Source organism: Acinetobacter sp. KS-LM10, assembly GCF_036896575.1.
GTDB classification, from domain to species: Bacteria; Pseudomonadota; Gammaproteobacteria; order Pseudomonadales; family Moraxellaceae; genus Acinetobacter; species Acinetobacter avistercoris.
On the sequence record NZ_CP145906.1, the window covers coordinates 1,886,953 to 1,900,375 of the forward strand.

The window sequence follows — 13,423 nt, forward strand, 5'->3', positions numbered from 1 at the left end:
CATCATTATTCATCATTATTCATCATTATTCATCATTATTCATCATTATTCATCATTATTCATCATTATTCATCATTATTCATCATTATTCATCATTATTCATCATTATTCATCATTATTCATCATTATTCATCATTATTCATCATTATTCATCATTATTCATCATTATTCATCATTATTCATCATTATTCATCATTATTCATCATTATTCATCATTATTCATCATTATTCATCATTATTCATCATTATTCATCATTATTCATCATTATTCATCATTATTCATCATTATTCATCATTATTCATCATTATTCATCATTATTCATCATTATTCATCATTATTCATCATTATTCATCATTATTCATCATTATTCACATTTATTAAACATTCCTAACTGAGTACCCGCCAATGAAGTAAGTCATTTTTCCCATCAAATTTTTTATCATTCTTTTTTGATGTGCAAAATAGACTCGCTTCCAAAGTGATGACTCATACTTATTTTTTGGTTCTTATGCTCCAAATTCTTATTATTATAATACGTTTATAAGTCCAGCTATTTTGCATATCCTGTATATAGAGGTTCTCTATGACCGAACAGGCATGTGTAGTTTCAAATTTATCTCTCGATTTCCCGAATAAATCCATTTTTCAAAACTTAAATTTTTCATTGTCTTTAACACAAAAATCAGCACTCATCGGTCGCAATGGACAAGGTAAGTCCCTGCTTATGCAAATTTTACATCAACATGATCATACTCAAATGAGCTATCGTGGCGATGTTCAATGGCAGGTACAGCATCTGTATCTTTCACAATTGCAGCGTCTCGATTTTTCTCAATCAACAACCATTGCAGATATTTTGGATGTTCAAAATATCTTGCCTCTATTCAAACGTGTAGAAAATGGATCTGCAAGTTTTAGTGACTATGAGCAATTAGAACATCAATGGCACCTTCCGCAACTGTGGGAAAAACAACTTGCTGATGCCAACTTACCGACCGATCTTGACTTTAAAGTGGAGCATTTAAGCGAAGGCCAAAAAACCAAGTTAGCCCTGTGCCATTTATTTTCACATACAGATCATTATTTGCTATTGGATGAACCCAGTAACCATTTAGACGCTGAATCTAGACAATGGTTAATTCGACAGATCCACCAACATCCTTCAGGCCTATTAATCATTAGTCATGATCGAGTTTTACTTCAAGAAGTTGATCATATTTATGCGCTTAATCAGATCGGTTTACAGCATATCTCAGGAAATTATGATGACTATAAAGATTTTATAGATTTAAAAACGAATGCTTTAGAACACAGTATTGATCAGCGGAAGCGTGATTTAAAATCGATCAAGAATCAACAAAACGAACAGCGATTGAAAATGCAAAAACGTTCAGAACAAGCAAAAAAACTTCGCCAATCTGGATCTCAACCCAAAATGGTACTCAATGCGAAAAGATCTCAAGCTGAACACAGTCTATCCAGTATTCAAAAACAGCAGTCACGTCAGATCGAACAAATTCAGTCCGATCTTTCGACTCAAAAAAATGAATATGAAATACTCAAACAGCAACGATTCTTTTTTCATCAGCATCAATTTTCTACGGGTGAAATCTTAAGAATTAAAAACCTGAAACTTCCTTTTGGCAGTACACATCCCATTCATTTTTCACTCAATGCGGATCAAAAAATCCATTTGCGTGGTAAAAATGGCAGTGGTAAATCTACATTGCTTCAAATCATCCAGAAAAGTCATTCGAGTGGATCTGAACATATTTATTTAAAGGCTCATCTCGCTTATTTAGAGCAACACTTAGCCATTTTAGATTCAGATTTGAATGCTGTTGAAAACTTGATGAATTTTAATGATTCACTCTCTCCGACAGAGTGGCGAAATTTACTGGGTCAACTGCGTATTCGTGGTGATTTATCAATGTTATCCATCGCTCAACTCAGTGGTGGTGAAAAATTAAAAGTGATTCTTCTTGGAATGAGTCATTCAAAAACGCCCATCGATTTACTATTACTCGATGAACCTGAGAATCATCTTGATATCGACTCACGTAATTTACTTGCTCAAGCAATTCGAAGTTTTAACGGCGCTGTGATTTTGGTTTCTCACGATCCTGAATTTATTTTAAATTGTGGTATTCAGGAAAACTATGATTTAACACACTAACAGAAATAAAAAAACCAAGCCTAGGCTTGGTTTTTTTTAAAATCTAAGTCGTTAAAAATAGTTATTCTGAAAAACGAATAACCGAACGAATTGATTTACCTTCATGCATCAAATCAAAAGCTTCATTAATTTTATCTAAGCCCATGGTATGTGTCACAAAAGGTTCCAATTGAATATCACCTTTCATTGATTCTTCAACCATTCCAGGTAATTCTGAACGACCCTTTACTCCACCAAATGCAGTGCCTCTCCAACTACGACCTGTAACCAACTGGAATGGACGTGTCGAAATTTCTTGACCTGCACCTGCGACACCGATAATGATCGATTGACCCCAACCACGGTGTGCACACTCAAGTGCTGAACGCATAACATTGGTATTACCAATACATTCGAAAGAATGATCTACGCCCCAACCTGTTTTTTCAACAATCACTTCTTGAATTGGACGATCGAAATCTTTTGGATTTAAGAATTCAGTCGCACCGAATTGCTCTGCCAATTTAAATTTTTCTGGATTGGTATCAACCGCAATAATTCGACTTGCTTTGGCTTTATGTGCACCCTGCACCACAGCAAGGCCAATTCCACCTAAACCAAATACAGCTACGGTATCGCCTTCTTGGACTTTAGCTGTGTTTTTAACTGCACCTAAGCCTGTGGTCACACCACAGCCCAATAAACAAACATGTTCAGGATTTGCTTCAGGATTCACTTTCGCTAAAGAAACTTCAGCAACCACGGTATATTCACTAAAAGTTGAACAGCCCATATAGTGATAGATCGGCTCACCCTTATATGAAAAACGAGTTGTTCCATCTGGCATCAAGCCTTTGCCTTGAGTTGCACGTACAGCAACACATAGATTCGTCTTATCTGACTTACAGAACAAACACTCTCCGCATTCCGCTGTATACAGTGGAATAACGTGATCACCCACAGCTACACTGTTGACACCTTCACCGACTTGTACAACGATACCCGCACCTTCATGACCCAGCACCGCTGGAAAAACACCTTCAGGATCATCACCTGATAATGTAAAGGCATCGGTATGACATACACCTGTATGTGTAATTTTCACCAACACTTCACCCGCTTTTGGTGGAGCAACATCCAATTCAACGATTTGTAATGGCTGTCCTGGACCAAATGCTACTGCCGCACGTGATTTCATGTATAGAGAGTCCTTAATAGAGGTTCAATTTAACAAATGGTTTACAACAGTAACCTCTTTTTAATCGCAGATTCAACCATTAACATGCTATTTATAGAGATATATAAAAAAATAGGTTAATCATCTAAATAATGCCACTCAAAAAGCAAACTTCAATTGCCATATATGTATGCATATTAACGCTGACTGGATGTAGTTTACCTATGAATAAATCCGTGAAAGATACGATTTCTTCCGAGCATGCGGAACATTGGTTACAAGGCACGCTGTCCGCTCCGCAGTTAAAACAAGATTTAACTGCCTACTTGCCACTGGACGATGCTTTTATGAGTATTGCCAGTCGTATCCATCTGATTCGTAATGCGAAATATAGTCTTGATTTGCAATATTATATTTGGAAAGATGATTCTATTGGACACATGATGTTAGCTGAACTCCTGAATGCTGCTGATCGTGGCGTGAAAGTTCGTTTAATGATTGATGATCAAAATGGTACTCAATTGGATGAAGCATTAAAGGCTTTATCAGCACATCCCAATTTTGAAATTAAACTCTTTAATCCCTATAAATATCGAAATTTTCGCGTGATAGATTATGCATTTCGCTTAAAAAATATTAATCACAGAATGCACAATAAACTGATCATTGCCGATGGCGTTATTGCCGTTACAGGTGGTCGAAATATCAGCCGTGAATACTTCGATGCTAGTGATAGTTTTCAATTTACTGATCTAGATATTCTATTTTTAGGTGAATCAGTTAAAAATGCCAATGATGTATTCATTGAGTTTTGGAATGACAATTTAAGTTATTCGACCAAGCAATTATTGGGAGAAAGCTCAGAACAAGAATTAAAAAAGCTACGCAATAAATATTTAGCCAATGCTCAAGAAAAAGATGTCATTGAAAACCGACTTGAATTTGCTCAGCAACAGATTCAGGAAAACTTAAAGCAACGCCCAATACAATGGGCTAAAGCGCATTTTGTAGCAGATAGCCCCAACAAAATTCGTGGAGAAGCTCAAGGTCAACAATATATTTACAATCAAATGATCGATATTATGGGCAAACCTAAAGCTCACTTGGAACTTGTCTCAGCATATTTTGTACCGACGGCCAAAGGTGAACAATATCTTTCTGAATTAGCTCGAAACAATATAGACGTTCGTATCCTCACCAATTCATTTTTGGCCAATGATGTGGCTTTGGTACACGCCTTTTATGCAAAATATCGTCATAATTTGCTTAAAAATGGTGTGAAGCTGTATGAGTTTAAGCCATATATAGAAAGGGAAAAAAGAACATGGTATGAAGCTATGACCGGTAATGTGATCCCTGCTAAAGGTAAAAATGCATCGAGTCTACATGCTAAATTTTTTGATATTGATGGCATGGTTTTTATAGGTTCATTTAACTTCGATCCACGTTCTGCATTTTTAAACACAGAAGTTGGCTTGGTGATCGAATCTGACCAGTTACAGGATCAAATTTCAACATCATTAGATCAATACCTTCCTCAAATTGCTTATCAACTCAAATTGAATCCAAAAGGAGAAATCATTTGGCAGGATCAAAAATCCGATGGATCAATGGTTGAACATACACATGATCCAGAAACAACTCGATTTCAAAGATTCACTATTAAAATAGTTTCATACCTGCCTATTGAATGGATGATGTAATTACATTGAGATTTCATAAACCCTATAATTGGTAGATACTCCATTTAAAATCATTAAAGCTAGTAGGTTGAGTGAGGATCCCCCATTTTACTCTGGTTGATTATTACGATAAAATTCCAGTTTTTAGCATTTTGCTAAATCCATTCAAAATATCTCCCTAAGTGATTCACTCGTTATGCAATTTTTTGATTTAAGTCGTCAATTCAATCTTGATGAGATGATTGTTCCCCCCACTACACTCGATGAGCTAACTCATCAGGATTGGTTTTTAGCAAAGATTCGTGTCGAACATGATTGTATAAATAAATCTGAAATAATTGAAGGACAAGTGGTTTTAAAGTCAAATTCTAATATTCAAATCGAATTGGAATGGCAAATCCAAGATACTGGACAGGATTTACAGGTGGTCTTTAAAGGTATTGAAACTGAAACCAAAGATCAAAGCTGGATCTTGGTTAAAGGTGCAAAACTTTGTGATGCAGAGCAAAATAAACTTTCTGTACAAGCTTTAAGTCTATGGATAGACGGTACATTGTTTAACCTAGTCCCTCATATCCGTCGTGAAATTAAAGCCTATCTAAATCTCTGGGATTATGTTGATTATGATGTTTAATCAACAATAAATCTCATTTTATTTAAGCGCTTACATATTTAAATAAGTAACATCAGATCTAGAATTTAACTGCTTATAAATTCTTTTTCTATAATCCAGGATGCGTTTCATCTATAAAACCTACAGCTTTAAATAACTGTAGGTATGCAGCTGCTTTTTTTTCTAATGCCAAGGGATAAGCACGGGATGAAGAAGGCATTCGATATAAAGTCAATTCACGATCTGCGAACTGAACGTGTGAAGTCATTCCTAAAGCAGGTTTTATCGTATGCTCAGGCATAGACAACATCAATGTATCGGTTGCTTTGTCGCCCGTGGTCATTATGTGCTGACACATTGGAATCTTTGCCAAAAGATTTGCTAAATTTGTGGGTGTGACCACTTCGAGGAATTTATCTGCGGCATTGCCTTTTTGACGAATAACTTCATATGCAGTATCAAAGATAGCGATGCCCCTTTTATTTAAAAAATCGCGGATGAGCTGCTCTTTAAATGTTTTATTTTTTAGATCCAAAAAGTAATTCGAATCTTGAAAGAAACAGAGTCCAAAGATTTTCCACATATCATTTTGAAAATTTGGATAATAAAAATCCATTTTCCAACGAGTTTGAGGCGGTGGAAAACTTCCCAACATGAGCAATTGGGCATTCTTTGGTAGAAAAGGTTCAAGAGGATGCGTTTCAATTTCAAATTCCGTCATGATCACTCCGCTTCCATATATATTAAAATTTCAATTGGATTTTATCTGCAACTTGTTCCGCCCAAAGCGTATAAATTTCTTTGCTGGGATGAAAACCATCTTCTGCCATCTCTAATTCCAGCGCTCGATATTTTTCAATATCATATTCGATCCAATCCATATTGGCAGTCTGAACAACCATTTTTTTCAGTTGTTGATTCATTCTTTTGGCATATTGACCAAAAAGCCAAGCCAAAGGATTCGGTAAAGCTGGAAATAAGTCCATCGGTGGCACGCCCGTTGCAATAATCAATTTTGGACTAAATTTTTTCATAAGCTCTGCATACAGCTTTTGTTGTTTTTTGATCCAAACATTTGCAGACATGAATTTGGTGACATCATTTACGCCCACAGACGTGAGCACGATATCAAAATGCTGTTCATCTAAATCATCTATAGATTTAATCACTTGTGAAGTTCTATGGCCTGTTTTTGCATGTAATTTCCATGTGATTTCATATTGAGCTTGTAGCGCATCAATCAATTGACCCAATAATGCATCATCTTGATGAATCACTCCAACCCCAGCAGCTGCGGAATCCCCCACAATCAGAATAGATAGAGGCTTACCCGACCCACTTAGACCTTCTCTCGGACCTACTGGCTCATTTAGATGCAAAATGTTATTTTTTACGCGAATTCCTTGAATCATTAATACAGGAATGAAGGCAATGGTTAAGGCTTTAAGCAACATAATCGCATTTGTCATGATTTGCATAACAGCTATCTTAATCGAAAATAAAATCTGAATCAGTAACCAATAAAAAAGCCAGTTTACACTGGCTTTTTTCTAATACTCGGTCAGTTCGCTGACCGAGTATTTTTAAATGCATCGATAGTTTTAGAACAACAACTGATTATTTTTCAATAAATCATCCAAGCTGATATTTGTATTTTTCAAAATCAGCAGTTCAGTGACTTCAAACTGATCAGCTTTGGCAGTAACTCCATCTGCTTCATAAGATTGACCATCGCGATCAATGCTCACAATGGTATTTTCATCTTTGAATGAAACTGAGATATATTTTGAAATATCAGTAATATTTTGATCTACCAATAATGCACTCACATCAATCACGTCAGCGTTTAAACCAAAATTAAAATCAGTCCATGTATCTATACCATTACCGCCAGTAGCATCAAGCTGATCTAATACATTAAATATAAGCGTGTCTGCACCAGCGCCCATCTTATAACTATCATCTGCAGCACTACTTTCTACAACATCTTGATATTCTGAACCAATTACATTTTTTGGCACTTGAATAACAAGGCTAGCAGAGCTATTCGTTCCAACAGCTGTTTCAGCGATATAATCAAAAGTTTCAACTCCGAACGCTTTTCCAGATGGAGTGTAGGTATATGAACCATCATGTTTAAGGACCAAAGTACCGTATTTCCCTTCAACTGTAATTTCTTTTTTACCAGAATATGCAGAAGCGGTTTGACCATTCACAGTGTAAGAAATTATTGAAGCTGAACCAATATCATTACTCGCCACATTACCCTGAACAGGAACGATTTCCTTCGCTTCATATACATTTAAATATGTGTTCTGGAAAGTAATCGTTGAATCAGAAAAATTAGCTGAACCTGGGTTAACTAGTTTTGCTTCAAGCGTATATGTACCAGAACCTAAAAGCCCGAGGTCTAATATTTTACCCGTAGTTCCATTTAACATACCAGTTTGAACAATCTTAGCTTGACTATCTCTTACTACGTATTCCACATTACGATTTGAATTGAGAGACGATGTGGATTCAAAGCTAATCGAAACTTTACTGACTACATCTTCAAGGACTTTAAATGTCGTTTTTATTTCACGTTGAGCAAATCCAACATCAAGAGTTGTTTTATCAACATATGTTTCAGTCTTATTGATTAAGTTAACGGCCTCAACCTTCACATCATCTTTCAAGCTTGCTAAATCAATCTTAATGTTGAGGTTATCAAGACGTGTAGATCCATCTTTATTACGGACAACATAGGTGAAAGACTCAACCTGACCGTAAGGCGCATCTTGCCCAGCATTAACAGGATTGAGCAGGTAGCTATACGTACCATCTGTATTGATCTTCAAAACACCGTACTGCCCATTGATCTCTAATGAAGAACCGTTGAACTGTTTATTATTGATGGTAATGAGTAGATCATTTGGATCTAGCGTTACATCACCTGTCGACTCACCTCTGATACTTGATTCTAAAGGAATGTTGTAATCATAAAGTGTATCTTTATTGACAAATAGACTTGCAACACCGAGTACATCTAGTCCTGTTGGTACAACTGTAGCGATATACGTACCTTCAGTAAACTTAAGCGGAAGCTCTGGTGATTTCCCACCCAAAACAACCGTATACCAGTCCTTTTCTGTGTGATATTGGACATATTGATTGGTCGCTTTATCTAGGCGATAAATATACAAAGAATAGATTGTCAAACTGACACCAATACCATCACCTTGCAGCGTCAATTCACGAACTGTATTTGAATCAACAGTGAAGTTCATAAAATCAGAAGTTTTAACCGCATCGGCTTTAATAATTGGATCTAATAAGCTTAGATTTAATACTTTGATGTTGCTTAGTTTATCAATCGGCTTTGGATGAGATGTGATTACAGGTTCTGGCATTATAACAATCGTATCGTTAATTGTTATTTGCTGAGGTTCTGGCGCTTTATTGGATATAGTGATATCTAATTTTGCAGATGCAGTGTCACCAGCAGGACTTTTGACGGTATAAGTGAAATGTTCAGTTTTTCCAAATGGTCCTTTAAAGTCACTATCCAGCTCATAACGATAACTACCATCCTGATTCACATACAACGTACCATATTGACCTTTAACTGCAGTTTCGGTTGTTTCTAGAGTGGTCGTAACGCCATCTTTAGTAATGCTATTCAAAATTGTGTCAGTTGGAACAATGTCTATGCCATTCACTTGATCAATATCTGTAATGACATTACCAGCTGTCGAACCTTCTGCTGAAAGTGCATTGGTGTAGTCTAAAATATCGTCATTCAAAACTTGTAATGTATAGCCACTTAATACTGTTAAACCATATGCAGGCGTGAGGAATACAAGATACTCACCTTTAGGCAAGCTTAAAGTTAACTCATCTGATACACCACCGAGCAAATATGCTTTAAGCCATTGTTCTTCTACTTGATACTGTTGGTATTCACCTGAAGATTCATCTTTACGATAAACAACCAAGTCATACATAGAGCCAATCGAAATACCGCCAGATTGTGATTTTAGTGTCACGTTTCGAATATTGTCTTCAGCCACATTAATTTTCAGTGAATTTGATAAAACCTCAGTCAGCACATCAGCTGATAACACAGGACCTAAACCAACACTAGCGATAGCAAGAGCTGTTTTATTTTGTAGAACATCATCACCTGTTGGTTTAAGTACCGTAGGTGTAATCTCGGGGGTTAATACAGTTGTATTGTCTGCCAAATTAATAATTTGATCTGAAAGAACTGGGGTTAAAATCGTTTTTACAGGCGATTCATTACCAGCTGCATCTATTGCTACAGCTGTTATGACTTCGCCATTTTTAGGAATTGGATTTAGCGCTAAAGAAAATTCACCATTCTGATTAACAACTACTTTTTGAGATGTAGTCTGTTCACCAAGTGATTGGGTAATCGTAATTTCTGTTCCAGCTTCTGCCTTACCTGAAACAAGAGAATTATTCGCAGAAATCGTAAATGTTTCGATCACAGGATTTGTATTATCAACAACAATCTTACCAAGACTTACAGATTGTGCATTTCCTGCAATATCTGTTTGTTTAACAAGAACGTTGTTATAGCTACCTTCAGCTAAATTAAAATGATCACCTAAACCCTCAATCCATGTTTTACCTGCATCTACGCTATACGACCAAACTGCATTAGCCTCAACATTCGAAACTAAAACCTTCCCATTGTTGGTAATGCCATCACCTGGTTTTCCAGAATCCAACTCCAATTTAACTTGAAGGGATGTAGGTGCAACTGTATCAATAATTAATGATGATTCTTGTTTGATCGGACCAAGCGAACTACCGTCTTTGTCACTCACATAGGCATTAACTGTATAAATACCATCAGGAAGTACTTCGGTGGTCATCGTCCATTTACCATCAGCATCTGCCTGCACTGTGATGCTCTGCATTTTACCGTTGACTTCGAATTCAACAGTAATATAAGAATCTTTGAGTGCTGATCCTGAGATCAAAGGCGTATTATCTGAAGTAGGATTTAAGGTATCGATACTGAGTAATTCAGATGCTTTGGCATAAGAAACAACTTGATCTAGTACACCTTCTGCATTTTTGAAGATTTGATCGGTAGATGAAGGATCAGTTAAAACTTGTTCTGCAACTAGAATTGCATCTTCAACGAGCTTAAGTTCTGCGCCATTCAATAATCCCGAAGCAACAACAGCTTTAGCATCAGCAATAGAATCAGCCAATGACTCTTTAGCTGACTCTAACTCTTCAGCAGCTTTAGCATCTGCAACAATTTTGTCTAAAGTTTCTTCAGCGTTTTTATAATCTTCATTCTTTGAATTCGGATTATTTAATACAGCTTCAGCTTCTCGAATCGCTTCTTCGACTTTTTTCAGTTCATCACCGTCAAATGCACCCGAATTAACATCAGCTTGTGCATCTGTAATTGAATCAAGCAATGACTCTTTAGCTGACTCTAACTCTTCAGCAGCTTTAGCATCTGCAACAATTTTGTCTAAAGTTTCTTCAGCGCTTTTATAATCTTCACTCTTCGAATTCGGATTATTTAATACAGCTTCAGCTTCTCGAATCGCTTCCTCGACTTTTTTCAGTTCATCACCGTCAAATGCACCCGAATTAACATCAGCTTGTGCATTTGTAATTGAATCAAGCAATGACTCTTTTGCAGACTCTAACTCTTCAGCAGCTTTCGCATCTGCAACAATTTTGTCTAAAGTTTCTTCAGCGCTTTTATAATCTTCATTCTTCGAATTCGGATTATTTAATACAGCTTCAGCTTCTCGAATCGCTTCCTCGACTTTTTTCAGTTCATCACCGTCAAATGCACCCGAATTAACATCAGCTTGTGCATTTGTAATTGAATCAAGCAATGACTCTTTTGCGGACTCTAACTCTTCAGCAGCTTTAGCATCTGCAACAATTTGTTTAAGCTCATCTTCAGCGTTTTTATAATCTTCATTCTTCGAATTCGGATTATTTAATACAGCTTCAGCTTCTCGAATCGCTTCTTCTACTTTTTTCAGTTCATCACCGTCAAATGCACCCGAATTAACATCAGCTTGTGCATTTGTAATTGAATTAAGCAATGACTCTTTAGCGGACTCTAACTCTTCAGCAGCTTTCGCACCAGATACGACTTGGTTAAGATAATTTTTAGCAGCTTCAAATTCTTTAGTCGAAGATTCTGGATTGTTTAATATCAGATCAACGTCTTTAATCGCATTTTCTACATCCGTTTTTTCTTGACCATCAAAAACATTCTGCTCTAAATCTTGTTTAGCTATAGCTATCGCATCTTCAAGTTGTTTTTGTGCTGCATCCTCTAAAACTTCAACGGCCTTCGCATCAACCACTACTTTATCCAATTCAGCCTTTGCTTTATCGAAATCTTCAGCAGTAGAGTTTGGATTATTAATAATATCTTTTGCTTTAGTAATCGCATGAGTCACATCAGTTTTTTCTTGACCATCAAAAAGATTATTGTCTAAGTCTTTTTGAGCTGCCGAAGTTGCATCTTCAAGTCTTTTTTGAGCTGCATCTTCAAGATCTTCTTGTATCTGAGCATCTTTTAAAGTTTTATTTAATTCTTCAACTGCTTGGTTAACAGCTTGTTGATTTGCATTGGCATCGTCTAAAACGCGCTTTGCATTATCAATTGCATTGAAAACAATCGTGTTTTCAACACCATCAAATTGTTTTAATGATTCTTCAGCATTCTGAATAGCCTTGGATAAATTTTGCTTATCAACCAAAGGATCTGCGGGTGCTACTGAAGAACCACCATTACTACCACCACTTGAAGCAGCCGCAATAATGCCGACTCCCGCAACTAGAGCGCCACCAGCCATCCAACCATTTATTGTTAATAAATTACTAGAACCTGATGTCAAAAGTGCTTGAATTGATTCAATTGGATTATATTCAACTTGAGCGAAGTCTAACAAAAATAACTCTTTATCATTTGCTCTAAATACAAGATCAGAAGATTCAGCTTTAAAATTTTCAATGGTTAATGTTTCACCATTTTTAAGCTTAATAACAACTTGATTATCATTAACGATTATTTCTTGCACTTCTTCTGGTGCAATATCAACCAAAACAATTGAACTATCTGTTAATTTAATATTGATACTATCCGTAGAAACTGAATTTGTTCCTGATTTTTTTGATATTACTTGAGTTTGCATTTTACAAAACACCCCTAAAATTTAAATACTACAATACAAATGATTAAACGATCATTCAAACTTGTTTACAAGATAGGATTATATATTTTTTATCATATATTTCAATAATATGATAAACAACTCACACTTTATCTATTAAATTAGTCTGTTTTTTAATTAATAATTGATCAATACCATATATTTTAATATTGCTTATCTGAATATTAAATTCGCATAAATCAATATAATTATTAAATTAATTTTAACAAAACCTTTATTCATACTTATTAAAAAATTTATCCAAAAAGCCATTTGAAATAAAAATTAAGAAATTAATTTTTTATTTTAGATAATCTCATTTTTTCGAATTAGATATCAGTTTAAAACTCAAATCTAATATTATTTAAGTCTTAAATTTTTCGCTTAAAAATTACTCACATTTAATTCAAATCAAAACTAAAAATTTAAATGAGTTAGCCAATGCTAAAAATTTTTTGTAATATTTATTTTTCACTTTTTAATTTATTTTCAATTGAAATTTATTTGATCTCTATTGCACTTCATTTGAGAATCTAAGAATTAAAAAAGAACATTTAGTTCTATTAAGTTGATAAGAAAAAATA

7 protein-coding genes are annotated in these 13,423 nt (G+C 35.4%); 3 read left to right on the forward strand and 4 right to left on the reverse strand.

What is annotated here, in order from left to right:
• The first annotated feature begins 584 nt into the window (after positions 1-584).
• Positions 585-2,177 (forward strand): ATP-binding cassette domain-containing protein, encoded by a 1,593-nt coding sequence (locus V5M36_RS08565; protein WP_338557949.1) that lies wholly within the window; start codon positions 585-587, stop codon positions 2,175-2,177.
• Positions 2,178-2,238: 61 nt separating this feature from the next.
• Here V5M36_RS08565 and V5M36_RS08570 read toward each other — a convergent pair whose 3' ends face one another.
• Positions 2,239-3,354: an S-(hydroxymethyl)glutathione dehydrogenase/class III alcohol dehydrogenase gene (locus V5M36_RS08570; protein WP_338557951.1), complete on the reverse strand. Its 1,116-nt coding sequence runs from the start codon at positions 3,352-3,354 to the stop codon at positions 2,239-2,241.
• Positions 3,355-3,485: 131 nt separating this feature from the next.
• On the opposite strand from V5M36_RS08570, the gene V5M36_RS08575 reads away from it, so the two are divergent.
• Entirely contained in the window at positions 3,486-5,036 is a 1,551-nt protein-coding gene (locus tag V5M36_RS08575) for a phospholipase D family protein (protein ID WP_338557953.1), read from the forward strand.
• A 175-nt stretch (positions 5,037-5,211) separates the two neighbouring features.
• Positions 5,212-5,649, forward strand: coding sequence for a hypothetical protein (locus V5M36_RS08580; protein ID WP_338557956.1), 438 nt, complete (start codon positions 5,212-5,214; stop codon positions 5,647-5,649).
• An 88-nt stretch (positions 5,650-5,737) separates the two neighbouring features.
• Here V5M36_RS08580 and V5M36_RS08585 read toward each other — a convergent pair whose 3' ends face one another.
• From V5M36_RS08585 to V5M36_RS08595, 3 genes are all read right to left on the reverse strand, one after another.
• Positions 5,738-6,349 (reverse strand): uracil-DNA glycosylase family protein, encoded by a 612-nt coding sequence (locus tag V5M36_RS08585; protein WP_338557958.1) that lies wholly within the window; start codon positions 6,347-6,349, stop codon positions 5,738-5,740.
• 22 nt (positions 6,350-6,371) lie between these two features.
• Positions 6,372-7,082 carry an SGNH/GDSL hydrolase family protein gene (locus V5M36_RS08590; RefSeq protein ID WP_338564115.1) on the reverse strand — a complete coding sequence of 237 codons (711 nt, stop codon included), beginning with the start codon at positions 7,080-7,082 and terminating at the stop codon, positions 6,372-6,374.
• A 147-nt stretch (positions 7,083-7,229) separates the two neighbouring features.
• Positions 7,230-12,821, reverse strand: a complete 5,592-nt coding sequence (locus tag V5M36_RS08595) for a BapA/Bap/LapF family large adhesin (RefSeq protein WP_338557959.1) — start codon at positions 12,819-12,821, stop codon at positions 7,230-7,232.
• Between the last annotated feature and the right edge of the window lie 602 nt (positions 12,822-13,423).

What these genes read in the sequence shown, in the direction of transcription:
- V5M36_RS08565 (WP_338557949.1), top strand. Translation starts at nt 585, where the DNA reads ATGACCGAACAGGCATGTGTAGTTTCAAATTTATCTCTCGATTTCCCG.
- V5M36_RS08570 (WP_338557951.1), bottom strand. Translation starts at nt 3,354, where the DNA reads ATGAAATCACGTGCGGCAGTAGCATTTGGTCCAGGACAGCCATTACAA.
- V5M36_RS08575 (WP_338557953.1), top strand. Translation starts at nt 3,486, where the DNA reads ATGCCACTCAAAAAGCAAACTTCAATTGCCATATATGTATGCATATTA.
- V5M36_RS08580 (WP_338557956.1), top strand. Translation starts at nt 5,212, where the DNA reads ATGCAATTTTTTGATTTAAGTCGTCAATTCAATCTTGATGAGATGATT.
- V5M36_RS08585 (WP_338557958.1), bottom strand. Translation starts at nt 6,349, where the DNA reads ATGACGGAATTTGAAATTGAAACGCATCCTCTTGAACCTTTTCTACCA.
- V5M36_RS08590 (WP_338564115.1), bottom strand. Translation starts at nt 7,082, where the DNA reads ATGTTGCTTAAAGCCTTAACCATTGCCTTCATTCCTGTATTAATGATT.
- V5M36_RS08595 (WP_338557959.1), bottom strand. Translation starts at nt 12,821, where the DNA reads ATGCAAACTCAAGTAATATCAAAAAAATCAGGAACAAATTCAGTTTCT.